We start from the raw sequence: 25,724 nt of genomic DNA on the forward strand, positions 1-25,724 counted from the left end.
GGTTCATTTATCCGAGCCCGAGCGCCGTGCCGACAAGATGCACCAAAAATGCCAGAATCCATGCAACGACGCATTGGAACACAACGGTTCCTGTCGCGTACTTCCATCCCTGCTCCCTCTTAATAGAGGCGATTGCCGCAATGCACGGCGTATAGAGGAGACAGAACACCAGGAAAGTCACCGCTGACAGTGTGGAAATCGATGCGGTCAGTTTCGCGACGCTGCCAAACAGAATGGAAATCATGGATACGATGCTCTCCTTGGCCATGAATCCGGAAATCACGGATGTCACAATTCTCCAGTCGCCCAGACCGAGAGGACGGAACACCGGCGCGATCAGTCCGGCGACTGCCGCCAGCATGCTGTCCTGAGAATCAGAGACCATATTAAGCCCGAAATCAAAGGTCTGCAGGAACCAGACTATAATTGTTCCCACAAATATCACCGTGAATGCCCTCTGAAGGAAATCCCGCGCCTTGTCCCACATCAGCCGCAGTACGTTTTTCAGGCCGGGCAGTCGATAATTCGGGAGTTCCATGACGAACGGCACCGCTTCTCCACGGAACATCATGTTTTTGGAGAAGAAGGCCACCAGTATCGCCATCGCGATTCCCAGAGCGTACAGACAGACCATGACCAGTCCCGCCTGACGGGGGAAGAACGCCGCACTGAAGAACGCATAGATCGGAACCTTCGCAGAACAGCTCATGAACGGAATCATCACCGTGGTCATGCGGCGATCCCTTGTGGAAGGCAGCGTCCGGGTTGACATGACCGCCGGAACGGTACATCCGAAGCCGATGAGCAGCGGAACGATGCTTCGTCCGGAGAGACCGATCTTTCGCAGCAGCTTATCCATCACAAAGGCAACACGAGCCATATACCCGCTGTCCTCTAGCATCGAGAGGAAAAAGAACAGCACCACGATAATCGGCACAAAGCTCAGTACGGTTCCCACGCCGTTAAAGATAGCATCGATAATCAGCGAATGCACCGGAGCAGACACGCCGGCAGCAGTCAATCCATGGTCTACCGCCTGCGTCAGCGCACCAATTCCGGATGCCAGAAGATTCTGCAGAAACAGTCCAACAACACTGAATGTCAGATAGAACACACCAGCCATAATCAGCACAAACAGTGGAATGGCCGTCCATTTTCCGGTAAGAACCCTGTCAATTTTCCGACTGCGGGCGTGTTCACGACTTTCCTTAGGCTTGATCACTGTCTCCGCACAGAGTCTGCGTATAAAGAGAAACCTCATGTCCGCCATCGCCGCGGCGCGATCCAACCCGCGCTCCTCCTCCAGCTGCCGGACGATATGCCCCATCGTATCCTTCTCGTTCTGCGTCAGCTTCAGCGCCTCCTCGACTAGATGATCTCCTTCGATGAGCTTGCTCGCCGCGAACCGAACCGGAATTTCCGCCCGTTCCGCGTGATCCTCGATCAGCCTCATTGTCGCATGAATCGTTCTGTGCACGGCGCCGTTGTGATCGTTTTTGTCACAAAAATCCGCCCGCCCCGGCACTTCGTGATAACGGGCGATATGAATCGCATGAGTAATCAGTTCCTGAATTCCCTCACCCTTAATTGCGGAAATAGGAACTACCGGGATCTGCAGAATCTCTTCCATCTCATTAATCCGGATCGACCCTCCGTTCCCCCGCATCTCATCCATCATATTCAGCGCCAGCACAACCGGTATGCCCAGTTCCAGCACCTGCATGGTCAGATACAGATTCCGCTCTATGTTCGTCGCGTCGATGATGTTGATGATCGCCGACGGCTTTTCCTCGAGAATGTACTGGCGGGAAACGATTTCCTCGCTCGTGTAGGGAGACAGCGAATATATCCCCGGAAGATCCACAACCTCTGTTTCCGGATGCCCCTTGATGCTGCCGCTCTTACGGTCCACTGTAACGCCCGGAAAGTTCCCCACATGCTGGTTCGATCCGGTGAGCTGGTTGAATAGCGTTGTCTTGCCGCAGTTCTGATTTCCGATCAGAGCGAAGGTCAGTTTCCCTTCGCCGGGATCGCCGTCATCCGGTCTGTCGCTTTTCACGGGCCCTTCTCCGATTCCGGGATGAAAACTTTCCATCAGGTGTGCACCGGCTCTTTCCGCCTCATCATCCTGATAATCCCGATCCGAAGTCGCCCGGACATCCGTCACCCCTATGTTTTCCGCATCCGCGAGCCTGAGTGTCAGCTCATATCCGTGAACCATCAGCTCCATCGGATCCCCCATGGGTGCGAACTTCACGAGGGAAACCTGCTCGCCCGGAATCAGCCCCATATCCAGGAAATGCTGCCGCAGCGCGCCGTCGCCTCCCACCGAAACGATAGTCGCAGTCTTTCCTATTTCTAAATCACGTAGTGTTGCCATATGCTGTCCGTCTCCCTTTTTACGTTGTTTCCGCTGATATCATACCACAGAGTTTGATATATCTAACATCATATCACAAAGTAATCTTCAGCGCACGAGAAAACTTTCTGCCGCAAAGGAACCTTCAACGCACGGAAAACTTCATTTTTCATATAACAAAGAAATCCTCGAAATGTATCCGATCCGCAAAGGGCACGAGCCGAGGATCCTTCAGGTACGTTTCCGCCTCCACCTTTCTGTCCCAGTAATGCATCGGAAAAAGCTCCCGCGCTCCCGCACATTCCATGAACAGGGCGATTCCCCTCGGAGCATGCTCCCGCAGACGGGGATCCAACGGAAGAAATGCGACATCGATCGGCTGCCCTTCCAGTTTTTCGTACTCCCTTCGGCAGTTTGCCTCTGAGGCGAGATTCTCCTTCTCCGGCTCATCATACCAGTACCAGACATTCAGATCCCCTGCATGGAATATTTTGTGCCCCTCTGCCTCAACCAGAAAAGCGGAGCCCTGATCGGTAGAGCGAAGCGTCTGAACGGTAAGATCAGCAATGTTATACGTTCCGCCCGGTTCCACCGTTTTCACATTCCGGGTTCCCGGCGGCACGGCCGCCGTGCTGTCAATCACATAAATCAGTTTCCGAAACCGCTTCTTCAGCGACCAGATGCAGTCACCGAAATGATCTCCGTGGCCGTGGGAAACAAAAACAACAACCTGTTTCTCCTCAGGCAGTTCCGGCAGTATCCCCGTATACCAGTCAAAGATCAGAATCGTCTGCTCTAATTCGATGCAGAAACCACTGTGATAAATATGCGTTATTTTCATGATGTTTCTGTTCCTTTCGATTTTATTCTGTTTCAGTGTGCTGTGCTGCGGGTATTGAATCAGACGGAAAAACATATTGAATTGGGAGGTTTTAAATGAAGTTTAATGTTCCAGTCAATGCGACCGATATCGTCGTACTCATCATCATCGCTCTCGTGTTCGTCGTGGGCGTTCGCGTCTTAATCAGTTTTTTCCGGGATCCAAAGAAGAAGGCTGCGCCCGCGGCGAAACCCGTGAACCGGCTAATCCGATCCGGCAGCCGCATTGCTCTCTCGATTGACGGAATGCAATGCGGCATGTGCGAAAGCCACATTAAGGACGCCATTCGGCAGGCCGTTCCCAGTGCCTCAAAGATCACGGCATCTCATGTAAAGGGGGAAGCCAGCTTCGTCATTCCCGATGAAATTTCCAGCGGCGATTTGGAGACGGCGCTTCACGGAAGCATCGACCCTCTCGGCTACAGACTGAACTACGTGACGACAAAATAACTGCAGGGCGTAACCTGGCACCGGAGAACTCCGGAGACCGATACGTATACACGGAGGGGGACGCGGCCGAACAGCTACCGTCGGTGCACATCAAGTCCGGCGGAGACTTAATACGCCGACATCATTTACGGGTTCGCAAAACCTCTTGCCCCCGACGTGACAGCCGGTTTCCGAAGCTGATCAGCATCAGGATAATCAGAACGATAATGACGATCCCTACATATCCGCTTATACTCTTAAACTTATTGGTGATTTCCATTTTACTGAAGGCCTGGGACGGCTTGCTCTTATCGAAGTAGACCGTTTCATGGTCTCCTTTTTTGTATTCTCTGATTCCGCTGGTGCCGGTCGCCAGCAGAGACTTGTGGGTATAGGTTTTCCCCTTCACTTTATACTGAAAAACCGGGTAGACCTTCTTGCTGGACAGGAACCCGCCGTCAGTGATTTCCGTAACCACCGCCGGAGTTTTCGTCAGCCGGTCTGTGGTCGCGGCCAGCAGGGGGCCGGTCGACGCTGTAGCACGTACAGTCACGAACAGAATAATCATGATGGCAAGGAACGTACTGAGGCTGAGTCCGGGTCCGCCATCCTTTGCTCTGGCTCTTTTCTTTCTGGCCTTCACCGGATCCTCGCCGCGCTTTTTCGCCATATTGTCTCTGGCAATCCTCTGGGAATCCCGACGGCGCTGCTGTTTCTTATTCGTGTTCGACATGATTGCATTCTCCTCTGTTCATTCTTTCGTGCTCCGGGAGCACCAAACAGTCATAACGGATGAGTTTCCCGGTAATTGAATATCCCGGCCTGCAGCCCGCCAGAAAATCTCCTCTGACCGGCCGTTTGATGACGATCTTGCGGGGTCCGGCGTCCAGTGCTGCCCGGAGCAGACCCGATTCATCCTCACAGGGCTGTTCCAGCCGCTGCAGGAGCTGAAGCTTCTTTTTTGACAAAGAATTTTTCCTGCGCTCCGGGAACATCGGATCCAGCAGAATCAGATCCGGCGGCTCCACCAGCTCCCGCAAAAGGGTACGGCTGTCTCCCTCGATAAGTCGCATTCTCCCGGCAATCTCCTCAAGCTCCGGAATCTCCGCCGCCCTGCGGAGAGCGTCCCGAAGCAGCGCCGCAATCACAGGATTGTATTCACAGAGCTGAACATGGAAGCCCATCGCCGCCAGCAGAAGGGAATCCTCTCCCAGTCCCGCTGTCGCATCCACCGCTGTCAATTGCGGGAACATGCTGCGCCCGCAGTCTCCCTCTGCCGGTTTCCCGGGCGCAGACACATCTAAGTCTCCTGTCTCATTGCACGTTTCATAGCGTCCGCATGTTCGCCGAAACCGGGCGGCTCGCACCAGAGTCTCCCGTCTCAGGGCAGACGGCCTCAGCCGCGGCAGAAGCTTTGTAAAATCACCGCGAAGCGACTGACCTCCCACTTCGAGACACAGACCCTGCCGCCCGAAGCGGAGCACCATGCCTCCGTTTTCAGCTGGCCGATGCCGCTCCGGCGTCCCGCATTCTTCCGAGCGATCATGTCCCGGCGTCCGGAAGTTCTCCGTGGTTTGGTTGTGCTCCGGCGACCTCCATTCCAACGGTACGCACAGATGCTCCGCAAGCGTCTTCGCTTCCTTTATATATCTTTCCTCTTCGCAGATTATTTTGTCGCAGGTTTTGCGGTTATCACGGTTATCGCCGTTTACTTTCATCATTACCACCATCGCCTCCGGTGCCGCCGCAGAACTCCACAACTCTTTCCAGAACCCGCGTCCCGGTCTCCCTTCCGATCTGATAAACTCTTTCCAGCTCCTCCGGGTCCTTTTCCATTTTTCCGATGTTGAGTTCATCGGACGGCCGGATCAGCAGGAGCCCGGGATCTCCGGCTTTTTCTCTCTGCTCCAGATTATCGAGAACCGCATTATAGACTTCCGCACGCTCCGTCAGATCACGTCCCAGAGCAGGATACCGGCGAAGCATCAATCTGACCGCAGGGAGAAACGGACTTTTCTTTTTTCTGTAGCCGGGCGGCTGGGTCAGCAGCACCACGTTTTTCTGATAGCCGATGGATTCAAAGAATTTTATGGGAATGGAGTCCGAGCATCCGCCATCCAGATAGCCCCGTCCCTCTATCATAACGGGTCTTGACAGAACCGGCATGCTCGCAGATGCGCGGAACCACTCCATATCCGTTCCGTCGCCCCGTTCCAGTTCACGGTAAACCGGCTTCCCCGTCTCCGCATCCGTAGCCACTACATAAAAACGCATCGGATTTTCCCGGTATGTCTGGATATCAAAGGGATCCAGCCTGTACGGAAGCTGGTTGTAGCAGAAATCCGCCCCGTAAAGATCGCCCGTTTTTCTCCAGGACTTCAGACTGCAGTACCGCCAGTTCCCACAGAATCTTTTGTTATAGCGGATAACCCGCCCCGGCTGCAGCGATTTCAGATTGCAGCCGAAAACGGCGCCTGCGGAAACTCCGATGGCGCCGTCGAACTGTACTTTGTTCTCTATGAAAATGTCCAGTACGCCAGCCGTAAACATTCCGCGCATGGCGCCTCCTTCAAGAACAATTCCTGTCTTCAAAGCTTACCTCCGAACCTGCCTCTGCTGAAAATCATCGTACTGTCATCAGTATAACACAGATCGCAGAGTTCTGCACGGATAAGTCTTTCGGGCGGTCGTCCGAGGGTCTGGGCATGTCTTTCGGACGGTTACATATCTGTCGGGCAGGAAAGTTTTCTCCTTATCAGCACTGCCGCGCCCGCACCGGCTCCCGCTAGTACAACGATCCAAAGAGCCAGACCGGAGGCGTCTCCGGTGTCGGGATTGGACGATTCCGACTTCTGCGAAGTCTTTTTCGCTGTCTTGCCGCCATTCTCCGAGCCGCTCTCGTTCTTGCCCGGGTCATCCTTTCCTTCTGCTTTGCCCGGATCGTCCTTTCCCTCTTCTTTGTCCGGGTCGTTTTCCGCGCTGTTCACAACGCCGACCTCCGCGTCTTTGCTCAGCGTGCCCGAAGCTGCTTCTTTACTGCCGTTGTAGCTTGGCGTATAGCCCTCGCTTTCCTTTTCCTCCACGGTATACAGGCTTCCTGTGGGCAGATCCTTCAGCCGAATCGCCTGTCCGTGGGAAAGTGTGATCTCCGCGCTGCCGTCCCGGAACTCCAGGCTGCCGTTCTTCGGCGCAGTCACGCCCTCATCCTGTCCGGAAACAGTTTCGCCTTCATAATTGAAGGTTCCCGTCACCGGAGCTCCGTCCGAGTTCTTCAGTGTGATCACAAAGGTAAATTCGCGATCCTTCTGGTCTCCCGGCTCTGACAAAACCTTACTGACTGTGAGGTCATGGTCTTTCCTGGTATTGGTGAATTCCACCTCTGATTTCTGTCCGGCCGTGATGGTTCCTTCTGCGTTTTTCGCGCTGCTCGTATACTTTTCATTCTCCGCCTCAGTAACCTTATACTTTGTTCCTGCAGGAAGATGCAGCGCCGTCTTGCTCTCTCCACTCTTAAGCGCGAAGCTGGCAGTAGAGTTTCCTGAATTGTCATCGACCTTGAACGTCAGATCTCCGTATTCGCCGGAAATCTTCTGATTCAGAAGCTCCACAGTGAACCGGAACTCTCCGTTCGGGTTGTCCTCGCCCTCCACCTTCTTGCTGACGGAAAGGCTTCCCTCCTCGGTTTTCACTGTGAAATCAGTGCTGACAGACGCCCTCCGGATATCCGCACCCACCATATGCTGGAATCGTTTCCCGTCTGAGGCGATCACATCCTGGGCGGGTGAGTACTGATACAGTTCGTCGATCCACACGAGGCCGTCTGATTTCAGCGAAATTTCCTTTGTTCCTGTAATCTCCTTATCCGACACAAGCGAAAAACTCGTATCGGCCGTTACCGTATTTCCGGAGCTGCTGTTCTCAACGGTGACGCCGTCCGGCAAGTCGAGGGTGTACGTTCCCCGGTAGGTCGCCGGTTCATTAACCGTCAGAGTTCCGGTATGCCATTTCCCGTCCTGCGGATTGTAGGAAAATACCGCGTCCCCCGTCACACTGACCTTGTCGGAGGAAGGCTTTTCCTGCAGCAGGCGCGCCGAGGAGGACTCCGTCACGAGAGTCTTCGCCAACTGATTATCCGATATCTTATCATCGCTGAGATTGTTATCAGCTACATTGTATTTGTACAAAAGATTCCATACGGCAAGTTTTGTGGCCTCATAGGCCTGCTCTTCCGTGACAAAGTAGCCCTCCGCATACCATGCGGAATACACCTGCAATGGAGTCTGGCTGATGTCCGAGACTGATATACTGTACATTGCTTTGACAAACGGAGTAGCCATGAGTTGATTATAAGTCAACCCGGAAGCAGTCGTACCGTTCGGATAGAGTGCCCCCACCTCCTGCATAAACTGCTTGACACGCGCCAGGTTCTCTCGATTGTTTTCCTTGTAGTCCGCATAGGTGAACTGCACGCCGCCGATGCTATCCGGAAAATCTGAACGGATCACATCCGGCGCCTTCAGAAGCTCATTGAATTCGGCCTCCGTAATCTGATGTCCCTTACTGACGATCTCATAAAGATGCAGCCCGTTATAGGGATATCCGGCGTACAGAATGGCTTCCAGCTGCTGTATGCATTCCCGATATTCCTCCGCAGAATCAAAATCCTTCTCGGTCAGATATCCCTCCACATACTCCGGAACATCCGGGACGGACGGCGTCGTATGCGGCCAATGCAGTTTATTGTTCATGCAGTAGAGGATGATGCGTTCACTGGAATCATTCGGATTGGGCAGCCAATGAATCGTCGTATCCTCATCATAATTGATTTTCTGACTGGTTGCAGTATCGGCTGCAAAACAAGGCGCTGCAAGCGCGAGAACAATTAAGGCTACACAAAACAGCCGCCACAGTGATTTTCCGGCTTTCGTCATTATTGATATTCTCCCTTTTCTTACACACTTTTACACACTGACTGACACATGCTTCGCCGCGGGATTCACCCGCTCTGTCTTACGTCCGAGCGTATTCCGTCATCCGAAGCACGAATTTCCGGCTGTGTCTGTCGCCGCTCCACGACGCCCATCGCATTCCGCGAGACGCATCGAGTTCCGCGAAATCCGCGAGGTTCGCAATGTTCGCGAGGCGCACAGAGGTTTAGCAGACAGGCACTAACCATAAATTAATTGCACACTTTAGAACAAATCTAATTATGTCATTCTACCATAAATTTCCCATCATTTCAATAGTTTTTTCTCTCGACTGGTACGGGGGTTTTTCCTCGGCTGTTACGGCATTTTTCCTCGGCTGTTACGGCGTTTTATCTCGACTGATGCAGTGTTATTGTTTCAATTGACGTGATACGATAACATTTGTTCCTTTTTGTCTTAATTCGATCGGAGCGCATCTGTCAACGCTCAGTACGTCCAATGCATATTAGCGGAGAGTTAGACAGCGGTCAGGGGTACCGGCCCGCCGCATCGCGCTCATGTCGGCGGTTCGTCTCTGTAACGGGCAACCAACATCTTCACGTAATCGGTCTTCGGAGAGCGAAGAACTTCATCAGGCGTACCGTATTGTTGGATCTCGCCGCGATCCATAACCAAGATCCGGGTGCCAAGCCGGAGCGCCTCGTCGATGTCGTGTGTGACAAAGAAAACTGTGATTCCTGTCTTCTCATAGATCTGTTTCAGTTCCTTCTGAAGCTGTCCTCGCGTAATCGCATCCACCGCACCGAAGGGTTCGTCCATCAGAAGGATTTCCGGAGACGCCGCCAGCGCTCTGGCAATGCCAACCCGCTGCTGCTGACCGCCGGACAGCTCCGCCGGGTAGCGTTCCTTCAGACCGGCGTCCAGCCCGACAATGTCCATCCATTTATCCACCGCCCGCCTGGTCTTTTCCCTATCTCTGCGATTCCAGAGATTCGGCACATATGCGATATTCTGTTCCACCGTCATATGCGGAAAAAGTACGCTTCCCTGTATAGAGTAACCGATACTTCTCCGGAGCGCGATCAGATCCAGATCACGGATGTTTTTTCCGTTCACAAAGACATCTCCGCCGCTTGGCTCATACAATCCGTTAATCATTTTCAGAACCGTTGTCTTGCCGCATCCGGAGGATCCGATGATGGTTACAAATTCGCCTTTTTCAATGCACAGGCTGAAATCCGGAATCACCACTGTATCTCCGTAAACCTTGCGGAGATGCCTGAATTCTACTGCTGTACTCATATCGCACCTCTTTCATCTATCGCCGCGATCGCGTGTCACGCTGCTTTGTCATTCCGCCGTCGGTCTCGTCAGCGCAGCACCGGCCTTTCCAACTGCGCTGTCTTTACCGGAGCAGGCCCTTCTTTTTCAGAAAAGCTTTTGCCACCGCCGCAGGCTCTTTTTTCTGAGTTTCTACCTGATAGTTCATTTTCTGCATATCTTCATTTGTGATAATGCCGTTAAATTTACGCAGCACCGCGCGGAGCTCCGGATGCTTCTCCAGCGTCTCCATCTGCACCACGTTACCGCACCGGTAGGAAGGATACATATGCAGATCGTCCCTGAGCACGGTCACGTCCGCCTTCGCCAGCTGTCCGTCTGTGGTGTTAATCGGCATGATATCCACTTTGCCGTTGCTGATGGCCTGGTATTTGAGCCCCATATCCATGTCCCGGGTTTTCCTGAACTTCAGGCCGTAGGTTTTACAAAGCATATCGTACCCATCTTTTCGCTGAAAAAAGTCGTATTCCGCACCGAAAACCAGCTGAGACGCGACCCGTTTCAGATTGGAGCAGGATTCCAACCCGTATTTTTCCGCAATCTCTCCGCGAACCGCAATCCCGAAAGTATCGTTGAAGCCGTACATGCCGACCCACGTCAAATTCAGATTTTTCTCGTAGTCATTCCGCAGCGTGTCAAACTCCTTTTCCGAATACAGCCCGTCCCTCTTCAGCACCATATTCCAGCCGGTACCGGTATATTCCGGATAAAGATCGAACTCGCCCTTCTCCATAGCGGGCTCGATGTTCGACGTTCCGCCGCCGACTCCCTGCGTCAGTTCCACCTTCAGATCCGTGTCCTGCTGAATCATTGCCTTCAGCATTTCCCCAAGAATATACTGCTCCGTCATAGGCTTTGTCGCAACATGGATGACCCTGTCTTTGTGCCCCGGCGCCACAACTGCGCAGATTACGCATACGGCCAGGATTCCCGCAGCGACCGCCATGAAACGGTTCTGCCGCCTTGCTCTTCTGCCCCGGAGACCCGCCCGTTTTTCCACAAAGCCGAGTACAAAGTCTACGACCAGCGCCAGCACCGCGATCAGAAAGCTCCCGCTTATCGTCATCGCCGCGTTGTTGGTGGTGATACCGCGGTAGATCGCAACGCCCAGGCCGCCCGCGCCGATGAATGACGCGATACCGGCAAGCGCGATAGTCATGGTCACCATATTCCGGATACCCGCCATGATCACCGGCATCGCCAGCGGCAGCTGAATCCGGATTATCCTCTGCAGCTCCGTGCTTCCCATTCCTTTTGCAGCCTCCAGAATCGCGGGATCTACATTGGTCATGCCCGTGTATGTGTTCCTCACCATTGGAAGCAGCGCATAAATCGTAAGAGCGATTACGGCGGTGACATTTCCGATGCCGGAAAAGGGGATTAGAAACCCCAGCATAGAAATCGACGGAATCGTATACAGGAAATTGACGATGGACAGCGTCGGTTTTGCGGTACGGCGGTATTCGCTGATGAGAATTCCGGTCAGTCCGCCGAACACGATTGCGATCAGAATCGCCGCCGTGGAAATTTCAATGTGTTCCAGAAGCAGCGAGCCGAAAAAATCCCATTTCCCGGTCAGCAGACTCCCTATTTCTTTAAGCATTTCCCTCACCGCCTCAGAATCGCCTGCACCGGGCATTCCTCAAAGCACCGCCCGCAGTGAAGACAGTGCTCCTGCATGATCCGGAACGGCGTGCCTTCTTCAATACATTGCTGTGGACATCCGCGGAGACATTTGCCGCAGCCGATACAGGCGTCGGAAATCACAAATCCTTTTTCCGAAACCTCACCGCCTCCTACCGGAAAGCTCTCCCGGCTGATGGGAGTAACGCCCAGATCGAAAAATTCCACATTTCCGCAGTCAATCACAAAAGGCTCCAGGACATAACGGCTCTCGCCGGGATAGACATCGTTCATCGACGGATTTTCCTCAAAGATACGGTCGATCCACTCTTTCTGATTTGCCAGTCTGCGCGCCCGGCCGTTCAGTCTCACCATCTGAAATTCAGGAGTAAGTGCAGTTACCGCCACGTTCCCATCCCGCTCCAGCTGCTGATAAAAATCCTTTCCTCGACTGGTGCAGAAATACAGGCGTTCTCCCTCCACCAGCATCACATCAATGATCCGCACCTGTGGTTTTCCGACTTCGTCAACGGTGGCAAACGCCACATCCTTTATTTTCCGTAAAACCTCAAGGCAATTCCGTGCATTCATTTCGCTCATGTCACTATGCTCCCTTCTGCTCGGCGATTCGTTTTATACCTGTAATATACATCATTTCATAATTGTTGTCAATATTTTTATTACAAGTTTTTGCCTGATCCCCTGCGCATCCGATTGCAACGCCCAAGACCGGGCGCAAACAAAAGGCGGATCCGCTCTGCAACAGCGAATCCGCCCGGCTGTTGCGGCGAGAATTTCGTTTCCGCGGCACAGCTGACATCGCGACTCTTTGCCGCGGCGAGAATTTTGGTTCTGCGCCGCGGCGGGGGCATCGTCTTACTTTATTCTGACCTTCTTGAAGGTCTCTTCGCCGATATAGGTTTTTCCCTTGTACTTTCTGTACGGGGATGTCTTTACGTAATAATATTTTTTCGGCTTGAGGCCTTTAACTGTGTATTTCTCCTTTCCGGTCGTCTTCTTTTTGCTCCTGCTCATGCTTTTCGAGGCGGAGTACAGGATGCGGAAGCCGGAGGCTTTCCCGGTCTTCTTCATCCGGAGTGTCATTTTCTTCTTGCCCGCCTGAATCTTCAGGGATGTCTTTCCGACAAAGCAGTAGACGCTGCTGTATGCCCCTGTTCCGGCGCGGTTTTTCGCCGCGCACCTGATTTCATACAGACCGTACTTGGAAAGGCCTTTCAGGGTCAGGCTATTTCCGCTCACATCCCGACTGCTCCATTTGCTGCTGCCGGCCCTCCTCCAGGCAATCCGGCAGCTGTCGGCGCCGCTGACCGCCTTCCACGACAGAACGATCTTTTTCTTTGAGGCGCTCACATCCGCAGCGACGCCCGTCACACGTCCGGGCACGGTTTTGTCGATTGTAAAGACAAAGGACTTTGTCGCGCTCCTGACATTATTTTTGACAGCATACGCCTTGACCGTCACGGTTTTCTTCCGTCCCTTATCCACAGAAATGAGGAAAGGTTTATCATAGACGGTCGTATCATTATTTTCACTGGTCGTATAAATGATGGAAGCGCCTTTTGTTCCCGTCGAAAGACTGATCGTCTTATCCTCCCCGTACGTTCCCGGAACCGGAGAAACCGCTACATCCTGAACCGATCCTGCCTCTACGCGAACACGGATCTGCACGTTCAGACTGACCCCCGCCGTCTCCACGCCGGATGGAAGTTCCACCTTTCCGTTCACAATGAATTCCTGTTCAGAAACGACGTCCGGATCATACATCAGCTCCTTCGTATCCCAGCTGACGCCGCACCGGAGTGTCCTGCCGCTGTTCAGCCTTACGGAGGCGCCCACGCTCCGCAGCCGCGTCCGGAGCGACGACTCGGAAATGCCGCTGGCAAGACCGGTCAGTTCGGACTTCTCCAGCGTGATTCCTTCCACGGATCCGTCCGCGATCTGTGCCGCCGGCGTCAGACAGCAGACCGCGAAGCTGCCGTCATCGCCGACGGTGATTTTGCCCTCCGTGTATTTTCCGTCAATCAGGAACCGCACCGGGCAGCTGTCGCTGAAGGTATATCCTTCCTTAAGCTTCAGTTCCACTGACGCCGTACAGGCACCTTCTCCTGACGGAGTGTCGACTACGGTATCTCCGCTTTTCCAGACCACTGTTCCGGCAGAGACGCCGTCCGAAAGGGAAACGGCGGATGTCGTTAGCAGTTCTCCGAACGCCGGACGCGCAATTCCGGCGATTTCAACGGCGGTGATTTCCGTACCCTCCGCAAAGGTCTTCTGAACCGTAATACTGCCGTCCTCGTTCAGCGTACCCGCCGCATAGTTCTGATTCCCCAAATCGGCAATTACCGTTCCGGCAAATCGCTTTGTCTCCCGTGCGGCACTGTCAAGCTCAGCCTCCACTGTAACCCTGTTTCCGTTCCATGTAACTTTACGAATCTTCACATCCTTCGTCCCGGAGGAAACTGTTCCCGTCCCGGCTTCCGTCCTGCCCAGCCCTGTGATTTCAATCCTGTCTACCGCCTGACGCAGGTCAATCGTGTAACTGAAATCGACTGTACCGCTGTTCCTGTAACCGGAGCCTGCGGAAATCGCACGAATCCGGTAACTGATTTTTCTGCCGTTTTCGCCCAGCGTAATCGGTCTGTCGAAGGCCGCGCTGCTGCTCTTCGGCCTGGCAACGGCGGAGACATCCGATCCGTCCCGGTTATATTCATAATGAACCTTCGCGCCGGAGGACGCTGTGGACAGTACGATGTTCTTCTTCACAAAGTAAGTGCCGCTCTCTGTATCGGACATCGGCTTTTCCGCCTGCGGCTCCTCCACAATGATATGCGTGTGCGCTCTCTTGCTGACCGTACCGTCGGAATACCTCGCCCAGATTTCCGCTGTGCCGGCGCTGCCTGCGGATACATTTCCGCGGGAATCCACCGACGCTACGCCGGGATCCGTGCTTTCCCACGTGCAGTCCTCTGTCACATCCCGACCCTGCCACATCGCGGTCAGCGCCTTTGACCGCTGATTTCCCGCGGAATACAGAGTGACAATCCCGGGATGCAGAATCAGCGGTTCTTCGCCGACCTCAAGATGCTCCTTACCGCGAACCAGAGTAACGTTATACGACTTCGTCACATTTCCTCCCGCCGAAGTCACGATCACCTTTACCGTCGCAGAGGATTTATTCTTCACCCAGTACACCGGGTATCTTATATTGCCGTTGGCCGCCGTGAACGCTGTTATTGTGCCGTCCTCACTGAGACCTTTCGAGGTGCTGTTTCCTGCATTCTCGACCGGATATACCTTCACCTTCGCATCCTGATCCGACTTGCGGATCCACAGATTCAGGAAGGTCTTTTCCTCATTATACGTTCTGCTCACATAATCTGCGACTCCCGCGTCGAAGGCGGGATCATATCCCACGCCCTCCTGTCCGGCGGCGGAGCTGCTCGTAATAGTCTCAACGCCCGGCGATGTATTCGATGTGTTAATCACCAGTCCTGACAGATTTGCGTCGTCCGACGCCGAGGAGACAGTGAGACTGTATGTCCGCTTATAGGCGATGCCGTTCTCCGTTTTCGACGCTGTCACGAGAATGCGGTCCCCCTCCGGATCAACAGATACCGGCATCCGGCCTCCGGCAGTGTACGGCTTATCGTTCACTGTCGCACTGACACCTTCGGGCATATCAAGCGTCACGCTGACCTCTGATGTTTTCGCCGGCGCACGCAGTACGTATTTCAGCAGACCGGACTCAAACGCAGTGCTCCATTTCACCTCGTCATCCTTCACCTTCACACTGATATCCTTCAGCCATGCTTTGTTCGTGGAAATCGCCATGAGATAGCCGCTGTCGTTCTTGATGTAAATTGTCCCGTCTCTGTCACAGCACAAAGGACTGATGCAGTACTGCTGCATCTCAAGCTCAGGCCGGAACAGAAGCTTTGCGGACGGGCGGCTGCTGTCGTCATAGGAGGAAACACTCAGATCATCCTCCAGATAATAGATTCCGCCCGGGAACGCGTTAAACGTGAAGTAGAGCCGCACTTTGTTCCTGTTCCCCTTCTCCACCTTCAGCAGCGGCGCCGCCTGCGGGTAGCCCGGAACTGCAGCCGTGTACAGAAGAGAGCCTGCGCCTTCCGCTTCAGAAAGCATTTCATCGTTCCGGAGCACAGCGAACAAATGACCGCCATCTGCGCTGAACTGGCCGCCGGCGCCTGCCACGCCCACATAGATCCGGCCGCCGTAGACCACCGGCGATGCGGTCATCATTCCATTGAACGGCATCGTATATTTGGAGAAAGAATCGTGATCGAAAGTTCCGTCGTCATTCAGCTTTACCTTGCAAAGCCAGCCTCCCTTTGTCGTAAAATACAGCCACCCGTCGTGATGAACGATGGTGCTGCGGATATCTCCGCGGATCTCCGTAATTTTATCAATAATGTCCCCGGTTCTCAGATCCGCAGAATAGAGAATCGCGGTTTTCGTATACGCAGAGGAACCGGTGTCGGCAAAAGTATTATTCTGCCCGTCGTCGGAGCCGAAGATCAGGGCTTTTTCTGACGCATAGGCGCCGGCCCAGTAGAATCCGCGGGGCGTATCTCCGCTCTTCTGATGAACGGTTTCGGACGGTCTGAACTCCCATACCGTCTTCCCGGTTTCCCAGTCGAGGGCGTAATATACGCCGTCATCTGTTTCCGTCTCCCAGATTCCCGTATACACCAGACCGTCCCTGTATGTGATGGGGCTCAGCGTCTGCGTATACTTGTATTCCCTGCTGGTCCATTTAATGGAAAGATCCTCGGCACTGAGGCAGGCGATCCGTCCGTTCAGAATCGGGACGTAAAGCTGATTATGCTCTTCGTCATAGGTGATCGGATTCATCGCGTAACCGACATTCAGCAGCAGTTCGTCGCTGACTGCGACCGTCTCTCCTGTCTTCTTGCTGAGTTTATATACATTCTGACTCGACGCGGTGTACAGACAGCCGTCGATAATCAGCGGCGGCGTGAACGACGTGGTATACCCCTGAACCATCTGACGTCCCCACTTCAGTGAAGTTTCGCTGTAGCCGGCCGGCAGATTCCGGTCGGTTACCACGCCGTTGTTTTCCGCACTGTTCTGGAACCGTCCCCATTCCACATCGTGTGCCGCAGCCCATGCAATCTGCGGGGCCGCCAGCCAGGCGATTCCGCTCAGGCAGACGGCCAGCAGCAGAATCGTCAGAGTCCTTCTGCCCGGACGAGTGCCGCACGGCACGTTATTCTCTCTCATCATCTTCCCTCCTGCTGATAATCAGTATACATTCTGTGAAAGTGCGAAGAATACCCGGATTTCATCGCCGTCCTCCGGAACGCAGGAACCGATTCCCACGCCCGGTCTTTCGCCGTTCACACTGTACATCCATCCGGATGTGCTGTAAAAGTCCTTTTCCCGAATCCGGTCCTTACTCTGCTTGTCCGGATCCTTTTCGGTCGCCCGTTCCTCTCTGAGCTTCGCTCTCGCAGCTTCGGAAATCTTCCATCCGTTCGCTATTCCGGGTTTTCCGATCGCCGCCAGATATCCGCGGGAAATCACATAGTTGTATCCGCCCTCGTCGAGCGCTGTTTTCAGAAGCTCCTCCACTGACTCGCCGTCAGTGATATCGACTTTCCGGGACATCAGCGTGCCGAGGCCGATCACAGACGCGCTTACGGTCACTGTGACTGTTCCCGTCGCTTCCGCTTTCTTGCCTGTGTCACAGGTAATCCATCTGGTCACGGTACGTTTCTTCCCGTTTCGGTCAACGGCGGTGATTTTAAATGTATTCTTCCCGTCCTGAAGCACCGGCCGGAAATATGTCCTTGTTCCGGCGGCGCCGGTACTGCGGATCGTCACGCCGTTGCAGGTCACGGTGAAGATCCCGTCTCCCACCGAGTAGACGGGAATATTTCTGCCCTTGCTGTCAGTCGCCGTAACCCAGAATTTCCCGGATTTTCCGTTAATCTCATCACCGCTGATGAGACTGGTGGTAATCGATGGCAGTTCTGCCTTCTCATCCTCCGTTAAATTTTTTTCCGCCTCGCTGTCTCTTTCTCTGTTTCTGACATCCTCCGGATCATCCGTCTCAGGCGCGTCCGGATCCTCTGTCTTTCCGCCGGGCGTTCCGCTGTCCCCCGGTTCACGATTCGTGTTCTTTACGTCCTTTACCGGAACAGAATCATCCTCCTGAGTTTTCTTCTGCTCGTCCTGCCTTTTCTGCTGTTCCTCCGCAAGCTTCTTTGCTCTGGCCTTTTCAGTCTTATCGTGAGCCTTCGCCTGTTGGCTGTCGATGACATATCCCTTTCCGTTCAGATATACCTGGGACCGGCTCAGCTCTGTCCGATCTGTTTTATCCGACGGAACGTAAGGCTTCTGCGCATGCAAAACCAGGCCGGCCGCAATGATCATCACTGCAGCCAGCCCTAGAACGAAAAATCCGTATTTTCGTTTTCTCTTTCTTTCCATCACCCAGGGTTCCTTTGTCTGTTTATTTCCGTTCTTCCCCTTTTCTTTTCAGCGGCGCACCGCCCAAACGCCTTATCTGCACCGGACGCTCTTCGTATCGCTCCATTTGCCGAACACCTTTTTCCCGTCGATTACGGTGCAGCACCGGATGCGGAAATAGTATTTTTTCCCTTTTTTCAAGGTCTTTGTTTTCGCCGTCAGGGTCGTGTTGTTCTTTGTCACCTTCAGCGTCGCATACTTTCCGCCCTTCTTCTTATACTGCACCTGATACCCGTCCGCCTTGCTGTTTCGCTTCCAGGAGAGGATTCCTTTCCGGCTCTTCACAGACGCCTTGAGTCCTGTCACGCGCAGGCCCTCCGCCTCTTTCCGGGCGGCCTTTTCAAGCTTCGCTGCATATTCGGCAGCCTTGCGTTCCGCGGCTTCCTTTTCCTTCGTCAGCGCCTCCAGAGCCGCTTTATTTTTCGCCGCCTCTTCAGCCCTTACGACCGTTTCCTCAATGTCCCCGAGAGCAGAGGCTGTGATTTCCGCTACGGCCTCAACGCTCGCCGCTTCATTGATTTTCTTTTCCGCGTTTTTCGCAATCAGAGAAATCTCGTTTCTGAGTTCTCCTTCCGGCACGGCCGCGACTTTTTCTTCAAGCTGCTTCGCCGCGTCCTCCCGTGCCGACTTCAGCGCTTTTTCGACTGCCGCATCGGAATCGAGTTTCGCCTGTTTCAGCTTATCGATCTCCTCCTTCAGATTTGCCAGTGAGGCGTCCACAGCCTCCTCGGTTTCAGCTCCGCTGATTTCTCCGAGGCCGTTCAGAAGCAGGCTTGCGCCCTTTGAAGCATCGAGCTTGTTCTCATTATCCCGGTAATAGTTTATCGCTTCCTCCTGTGCGGATTTTTTCCTGTCCGCCAGAAGCTGGCTGATGGTTTTAATCTTGTCGATCTCACGCTGTGCTTTCGCCAGAGCGCTGTCCGCGCTGTCCTTGTCAGCTGCTTTGTCAATCGCAGTCTCACCTTCGCCGATCGCTTTCGCCAGTGCCGTCTGCTGCTCCGGCTTGTACAAAGAAGTGTCTCTGTATTTTTTCAGAGCAAGTCTGAGCGCATCCTTGTAAAGATCCAGTTCTGAAGCCGGCGTTGAGGACATTACCGCTACAGAGTCCTTTCCCTCCAGTTTTTTCGCCTCTTCTCCCGTCGGCACATAACGGTCGTCCACATATGCGCTTACCTTGAAGCTGTATTCTGATCTGGAGTCGAGACCGCTGATCTCTCTGCCCGCAGAATCGGCAGCCACGGATTTCCATTTGCTGTCATCGCTTTTTTTGTATTTCACAAAATATCCGTCGGCACCCTTCACGGCGTCCCATTTCAGTTCAACGGACTGATCCGTAGTGCTTTCACACCGCAGACCCGTGACCTGTCCGGGAGATACCTCCACGACGCTGACCGGCGGCGCGACACATGCAGAATCGGCGCCCTGATCCTCCTGATACCGGAAATCCGGTCCGCCGGAAAGATAGTACACGCCCGGGTCTTCAAACTTCGCTGTGAACGCTCCCTTGTCATCTGTCACATATTCCGTCTGCTCCCAGGTTCGTCCGTAATCACTGCTGATGCGAATCGGCTCATGCGCCATCACAGCTCCGGCATTAACCGTCTCCCCGTTCAGTCCCGCAGAGGTTCCTGAGGAGGTCATTTTCAGTGTAACGGAGGATCCGGCGCTGAGCTTCGGGTTGTTGTTGCTGAAGGTCGCAAAGGCTCCGTAGTGATAGAAATTCCAGTCGGTGAACATCGCCACATCGATTTCGTCTCCGTCATTCAGAAGAATATAGTCCGAGGTGGCGCCCCAGCCTTTGGCCATCAGCGGATATTCGTGATTCACGAAATACATCAGATTCTCATCGTGTCCCCAGAACTTCGCCATATACAGACTGGTCGGACTTCCGGTGATCGTCAGAGCGTCCGTGTTCAGATCACTCTTACTGAACTCGTGTCCCAGATAATACATTCCCAGAGCCTTGAGATACAGCATCAGCAGAGTCGGCTGCTCCACAATGACAGAGTTCTTGTATTTCCCGCCTTCCTCGAAGCTGTCCGCCTCAAGCCGGTTAAATTCCTCCAGACCGTAAATTCCCAGAGATGTATAGGAGATCCGGACAGGCACTCGCGCGAGCACGGTCTCATCCCGGTCGATCCCTTTCACAAAGTCACTATCATCTGACAAAGTAAAGTACACCGTGATGCCTTCCTCTGCCTTCTCCTGAGCGTCAGCTCCCGCAAAGGCCATGGCAGGCGCACATGCGACTGCCACGGCAAAGACGAGAAACAGAGTTACGATTCTTTTTGCAATTCTGTTTTTCTTCATATGAACATTCCTCATCAATGTCCTTCTCACTTCGTGCGCACTGAGCCGGAAGCAGACCACTTGCCGTAAACTCTCACGCCGTCGATTGTATTGAAGGACTGGACTCTGACATAATACTTCTGTTTTTTCTTCAGACCCTTCACGGTCTTTGTTCTTCTGGAGGACTTCTTCGCTGAAGACTTTGAGGTCTTTGGTTTGGCGCTCTTCTTTATGACCACATAGTGGCAGCCCTTCTTGAAGGATTTGCTCGTGCTGTAGCAGATCCTGTATCCAGATACGCCCGGAACCTTCTTCCAGGACGCCTTGAAGGACTTCTTTCCCTTTTTGAGCTTCAGTCCGGTCACTTTGTTCTTTTTCGCTTTGGCGATCTTCAGCTCCTTCGCCTTCTTTGCTGCTTCCGCGGCCTTTTCCTTCGCGGCGGCATCCTCGCCCTGCTTCTTCAGCTCGCTGATCTCTTTTTTCGATTCTTCAAGCTCCTTCTGCAGTGCGACGATTTTCTCCAGTGTCAGGAGATCGCTGTAATTTGTCACATCCTTCCTCTGCGTCTCTGTCAGAGCGTCGTACGCCTTGCGCACGGCCTCCACATCCTCAGATTTGACATCCTCCTTATTCCTCAGCGCCTCAATGTCACGCGAGACCCGGACGCCCAGAGTCGCTTTTTCTGCGGCTTCCAGTTTATCCAGATTGGAGACCTTCTCACGGCTTTCCGCAGGAAGAGCGTCATACGCCTTACGCGCCGCAACGATCTGCTCATAATCATCTGCCCCCGGATTTTCCGGCAGAGCATCGATGCTGCCCTCTGCCTCTCCGATCGCCGCCAGGGCTTCAATCTTCTCATCTCCGCCCTTTGTCGTCAGATGAATATATTTAATCGAAGGCTCTGACGTTCCCGTCTGGGTAATAATCCGGAGCATCTTCTTATCCGGCAGACCCTTGTAATGGCGGGAAGTCGTCCGCATATTGTTGATATATACATTGGCATCGCCCGGAGCGTCCACAGTAACGTCGTATTCATCCGCATTGTCCAGCGTCATATAATATACGTCACGTCCCTTTGTCAGATTCAGAGTCTTTCCGCCGACCGTGATCTTCGGATCCTCCGTCTGACTGTATGCAGAGCTGCTCTCTGCGGTTCTGACGATTGCAGAAACCTCGGTGGATTTTTCTCCGATAGCGCCGCCGTTAATGAAGGAAGCGGTCTGAACCTTGACATAGTGGATCTTGAGTTTCGAGGAATCTACGGGATCTCCGTTCTCATCCACAGCCCACTTCAGGTCAAAGCCATCGCCATAGCCGTCATACCCGCTGACATACGGATCTCCCACCGGCACCTCCAGCAGATTCACATTTTCTCCTGTGCCGCCAGTCGTGCTGGAATTGCGGTGCGTATCCACATATCCGAATGCAGGAAAAGCCGCAACGCCTGAGTTCTCAAGCCCTTTGTTTTCCGGAGCGTTGGGGCCCAGCATTCGCACGCCGGTGACCGTAAGCGCCTTATCCTCGCCGTCTCTGAATTTGTGGAGCGGGTACCAGCGTTTATCCGGCATACGGTATGGCGCCCAGCCTGTTCCGAGGCTGGCGGAGTTTCCCAGATTGTCTTCATAATCCGCAATCGCGCTGGTCGGATTCCTCTTATATGTCACAGAATAGTTCCAGATCGTCGCAGCGTCATAATGCTCGGATCCCGCCAGTGAATACCATTTTTCTCCGTCCTCTGACACCAGAACATTCCCCGGCTCAGAAAATCCGGTTCCGCCGTTGCTGTTTCCGAAAACAGTGAAGTCAACTCCGTATATATGACTCGGATCATCGGTAATCGCCTTATCGTACTTAAAGGTGATATATCCTCCGAAATTTCCCAGGGAGATGCAGGAATACCAGTTTCCCGCTCCCATATTGATTTTCTCCGGGAAAATTCCGTAAGTGCCCCAGCCCTGATTTCCGCCGGAGGTGTACTGGCTGCCCGGGCAGAGATAATCCACGATTTCATCATGAATGCCCCGCAGGACGCCTTTTGTCGTACCCACCTTATACAGGTTCAGACTGAACGTTCCGGCGACCGTGGTTCCGGCAGCGGTTTCCGCGGATACAACAACCTTCTGAGAATATGTGCCGCCTTGCTCGCTCAGCGGAGTCTTTGTCGTCACCTCATAGATGTCGTTTCCGTCGCTGTCTTTCCCCACCGAAGTCTGCAGATTGCTGTCACTGACAGAATTCACGTACAGTTTCGCGCCGGATGTGATGTGGTAGCGAACCGCCGCGTTGTCTGTGTCATGACCGACCACCGCGGCAGACTGCGAAAAGCCCTTTTCCCATTTCGGCGTGCACCAGGTCATCCCGCTGCCAAGCTCAATCTTCCGGATATTCATCACGCCTACGGAATCCGGATCGACGTTGACGCGCGACACTTCAATTGTATATGTCTTCGACGCGCCCGCGAACGGATCCTGTCCGGCGGCCTTCGCGGCATTGTAGGCCTTTTCGGATACGCAGCGCAGCTGAATCGTCAGTTTTCCCTCATCGCTGAGCGGGATTTTTTTCGTCGTCAGCATACCGCCGTCTTCCTTCCAGGTCGCGCCTCCGTCTGTGGAATATGCGAGATGTCCCGTCGTGTAATCCTGCGCTCTGGCGGAAAGAATGACGCCTGTAATATCCTTGTATACCGATGCGGTATATGCAGTCTTACTGATGCTGAACCGCGGAGACAGTGCACCCTCTTCTGTCGAGGCGGCGTCCCTGTCCGCCGGTGCGATGCTCAGCGAGTTCAGGCGATCCACCGAATTATATCCTCTGATTACTGTAAACTGATAAGTCACAGTCTTCCCGGTGCCGGAAGCAGGGGAAACCTTGACAGAGAATTTATTCTCGCCGGTTTCCAGACTGACCGAAGTCTCTTTCCCCGAGCTCAGGGAGACCTTTTTATCACCCTGCAGAAGCTCCGCGCTGACCTTGTCTTTGTCGAATACCGATCCGAGATTGATGCTTCTGGTTCCGTTCGCGACATACAGAGTTCTATCCGCGGCGTCTGTAATCGGGAAGTAATGCGCCGACTGAACCGTGTCCTCCGCGATATAGCGGTCTTCCTTGTTCAGACGATTTTTATATCCGGCGTCTGTGAAAACTGTGCTGTCGGTATACAGTTTTTCAGCGTAGCATTTGTCCGGATCCAGAACGTTCATAATATACAGAGCAGTGAAATCCGCCTGCCCGTCGCCGTCCTGATCCCATGCGGCTTTTATCGTCGTCGTTCCTTCGCCGATTCCCTTCACGAGGCCGTTCTCATCAACCGTCGCGACCGCCTGATTCTCCGTGGTCCAGGTGATCTGGCCGCTTTCGATGCCCTTTGCCGTAAGCTGCAGCGATGCGTCTTTTTTTACAAAGCCCTCGTTTCTGGTTCCTTCTTTGTCTTCCACAAAGAAGCCTTTGACGGTAACGTTTCCGGACGCCTTATTATCCTTGTTGTATTTGTCCGTCGCAGTCAGTTCAGCAGTCCCCGGCTGTTTCGGATTGACATAGCAGACGTTCTCGTTCTCATAGCGGATATCGAAATATGTATCGTTCTCCGCTTTCCAGTCTAGCAGTTTATAATCTCTGTACTGCCCCGGCGAAGCCAGCGCGTAGCTCTTGAAGGGTTTCACCGCTCCGTTTTCCGGAATTGTAACGGTCACATCCTTCTCCCACTTGACCGAAGGCAGAATGTAGATATTAATTGAGCCCCTCAGATTATTTCCGTGGACGGAGGTCGCCGTAAAGGTCACATACTGAGCGTCTGTCAGGCTTCCCACTGTCACGACACCGTCCTCGTCGATTTTGCAGACGGATCTGTTGCTGGACCAGGTCACTTTTGCGCTCGCTCCTTCAGGCTCTGCGGCTGCCTCCAGCTGAAAGCTTTTGTTCTCTCCCACAGCGCTGAAAAAATACGTGTCCCTGTGCAGATTGACGTTTCCCTTTTTGACCTTGACTGAAATGCGGTCAGGTGTCGCCGCTTTCTCCACATAAACAAGACAGCTCGCCTCCGCACCTTCGTATTCCGCAGTGATCTCCGCGATTCCCTGACCGACAGCGGTAACCCTGCCGTCCTCAACGGTCGCGACCTTCTTCGCAGACGTGCTCCACTCGATCTGCGGCGTGCTCTCCTGCGCAGGAGTGACTGTCGCAGTCAGTTCTGCCGTCTCTCCTGTCTCCAGGTTAAGCGTATGCCTGTCCAGTTTGACCCTGACCGCCGCGGTTCCATCCTCCGCGAAAGCCATGGACGGCATGAACGTGATCATCATCAGCATCGCGAGAAGCAATACTGTGACTTTCCTCATACTTCCTCTTACTTTCATTTATTCTCCTCTCTTCATCACTTCAGCTTCTGGCGTTCCCCCGTCGACACCCCCGCAAATCACATTTTCCAACGCCCGCTCCGACCGATATCTCTATTCCGGCCAGTAAATACAATAGCTCTGGTAATTCTCTCCCAGGTAGACCCAGACCTCGTCGCCCATGTCCAGCTGCTCATCGAACACCCGATTCGGCCGGAAAAGTTTCAGAGACGTGCGCCGCTTCCCCTTCAGGTTTTTCTCCACCCCTTCCGGGTCAAGACGGAATCTCTCGATCTCGCCCTTCAGATCGTCGATCCCTGTTTCCTTCCCGAAGTTGTCCGCAAACTGCTCCACTGTGGTGTAAACGACGTGATCCGGATTTCTGAACCAGTTAATATTCATTCCAACCTCCATTCTTCCGTCACTGAGGGCGGCATAAGGCACAAAGAATTTCCCGCGCGACCGCCTCATCCGTTCGCGGAGCACCTGTGTTTTTGTAATAAAAAAACACACCCTCCGCTCTGAAGGTGCGCCCACACGAAAAACAGTGCCGCCGGCCGGTACCTGTGCCGCTCTAACACAGAACGTTAACGCCGGTTTACCTGTTTTGACCGATGCTATCACTACCTCAGAGATCCTTCATCCATGCTACAACTCGTCTCCCGACTTATGCTCCGCCCGCGGCACGCCGCTGAGCAGAACCTTCACGGTTGCTGAGAAACAGCGGGGAATTTCACCCCATTCCGTTAGTTGTCCATGTATTTAACTACGATCAGTATATCATCGAAGAAAATAAAATTCAACCCCGTTCTGCATCCATTTTCAGAATCTGTTGAATTGTAATTCAGATATCGGGATTTCAGTTTTCCGTTCCATATAGCAGAAAAACCGCAAGCGATACAACAATCTGAAACTGATGATTCCTGAAGGCCGTCGTGATCGGCAGCGATGAGAACAAAGCGACGGCACGGTTCCGCCAATCGCCGCACAGAAAGAGCTGCCGCTCCAGCT

15 protein-coding genes are annotated in these 25,724 nt (G+C 53.6%); 1 reads left to right on the forward strand and 14 read right to left on the reverse strand.

Annotated elements, in window-relative coordinates:
- Positions 1-7: 7 nt before the first annotated feature.
- Entirely contained in the window at positions 8-2,380 is a 2,373-nt protein-coding gene (feoB, locus tag FYJ64_RS05890; protein ID WP_154574276.1) for a ferrous iron transport protein B, read from the reverse strand.
- A 148-nt stretch (positions 2,381-2,528) separates the two neighbouring features.
- Positions 2,529-3,200, reverse strand: coding sequence for an MBL fold metallo-hydrolase (locus tag FYJ64_RS05895; RefSeq protein WP_206045555.1), 672 nt, complete (start codon positions 3,198-3,200; stop codon positions 2,529-2,531).
- 95 nt (positions 3,201-3,295) lie between these two features.
- On the opposite strand from FYJ64_RS05895, the gene FYJ64_RS05900 reads away from it, so the two are divergent.
- The gene (locus FYJ64_RS05900) at positions 3,296-3,688 is read left to right on the forward strand and encodes a hypothetical protein (RefSeq protein ID WP_154574278.1); all 393 of its coding nucleotides are present in this window, start codon (positions 3,296-3,298) and stop codon (positions 3,686-3,688) included.
- A 121-nt stretch (positions 3,689-3,809) separates the two neighbouring features.
- Here the strand turns inward: FYJ64_RS05900 and FYJ64_RS05905 are convergent, their stop codons facing one another.
- The 12 genes from FYJ64_RS05905 to FYJ64_RS05960 all read right to left on the reverse strand — a co-directional run bounded on the left by FYJ64_RS05905 (position 3,810) and on the right by FYJ64_RS05960 (position 25,115).
- Positions 3,810-4,400, reverse strand: coding sequence for a DUF3592 domain-containing protein (locus tag FYJ64_RS05905; RefSeq protein WP_154574279.1), 591 nt, complete (start codon positions 4,398-4,400; stop codon positions 3,810-3,812).
- On the reverse strand, positions 4,384-5,388 hold the full coding sequence (locus tag FYJ64_RS05910; RefSeq protein WP_235897124.1) for a class I SAM-dependent methyltransferase: 1,005 nt from the start codon (positions 5,386-5,388) through the stop codon (positions 4,384-4,386). Before FYJ64_RS05910 ends, FYJ64_RS05905 begins: the two co-directional genes overlap by 17 nt.
- Positions 5,366-6,259, reverse strand: a complete 894-nt coding sequence (locus FYJ64_RS05915; RefSeq protein ID WP_154574280.1) for a patatin-like phospholipase family protein — start codon at positions 6,257-6,259, stop codon at positions 5,366-5,368. The genes FYJ64_RS05910 and FYJ64_RS05915 overlap by 23 nt, the downstream gene beginning before the upstream one ends.
- Positions 6,260-6,387: 128 nt before the next feature.
- Positions 6,388-8,598 (reverse strand): DUF7601 domain-containing protein, encoded by a 2,211-nt coding sequence (locus FYJ64_RS05920; protein WP_154574281.1) that lies wholly within the window; start codon positions 8,596-8,598, stop codon positions 6,388-6,390.
- Positions 8,599-9,150: 552 nt separating this feature from the next.
- On the reverse strand, positions 9,151-9,897 hold the full coding sequence (locus tag FYJ64_RS05925; protein WP_154574282.1) for an ATP-binding cassette domain-containing protein: 747 nt from the start codon (positions 9,895-9,897) through the stop codon (positions 9,151-9,153).
- A 103-nt stretch (positions 9,898-10,000) separates the two neighbouring features.
- Entirely contained in the window at positions 10,001-11,539 is a 1,539-nt protein-coding gene (locus FYJ64_RS05930) for an ABC transporter permease/substrate-binding protein (RefSeq protein ID WP_154574283.1), read from the reverse strand.
- A gap of 5 nt (positions 11,540-11,544) precedes the next feature.
- Positions 11,545-12,159: a pyridoxamine 5'-phosphate oxidase family protein gene (locus FYJ64_RS05935; RefSeq protein WP_328596992.1), complete on the reverse strand. Its 615-nt coding sequence runs from the start codon at positions 12,157-12,159 to the stop codon at positions 11,545-11,547.
- Between the two features lie 276 nt (positions 12,160-12,435).
- Entirely contained in the window at positions 12,436-16,848 is a 4,413-nt protein-coding gene (locus tag FYJ64_RS05940) for a chitobiase/beta-hexosaminidase C-terminal domain-containing protein (RefSeq protein WP_154574284.1), read from the reverse strand.
- Between the two features lie 18 nt (positions 16,849-16,866).
- Positions 16,867-18,057, reverse strand: coding sequence for a DUF4430 domain-containing protein (locus FYJ64_RS05945; protein ID WP_154574285.1), 1,191 nt, complete (start codon positions 18,055-18,057; stop codon positions 16,867-16,869).
- A gap of 72 nt (positions 18,058-18,129) precedes the next feature.
- Complete coding sequence (locus FYJ64_RS05950) at positions 18,130-20,406, reverse strand: fibronectin type III domain-containing protein (RefSeq protein ID WP_206045556.1); 2,277 nt, start codon at positions 20,404-20,406, stop codon at positions 18,130-18,132.
- A gap of 26 nt (positions 20,407-20,432) precedes the next feature.
- Complete coding sequence (locus tag FYJ64_RS05955; RefSeq protein WP_154574287.1) at positions 20,433-24,734, reverse strand: Ig-like domain-containing protein; 4,302 nt, start codon at positions 24,732-24,734, stop codon at positions 20,433-20,435.
- 93 nt (positions 24,735-24,827) lie between these two features.
- Entirely contained in the window at positions 24,828-25,115 is a 288-nt protein-coding gene (locus FYJ64_RS05960; protein ID WP_154574288.1) for a hypothetical protein, read from the reverse strand.
- Positions 25,116-25,724 lie beyond the last annotated feature (609 nt).

Origin of the sequence: Hornefia butyriciproducens (assembly GCF_009695915.1) — a bacterium.
GTDB classification, from domain to species: domain Bacteria; phylum Bacillota; class Clostridia; order Peptostreptococcales; family Anaerovoracaceae; genus Aminicella; species Aminicella butyriciproducens.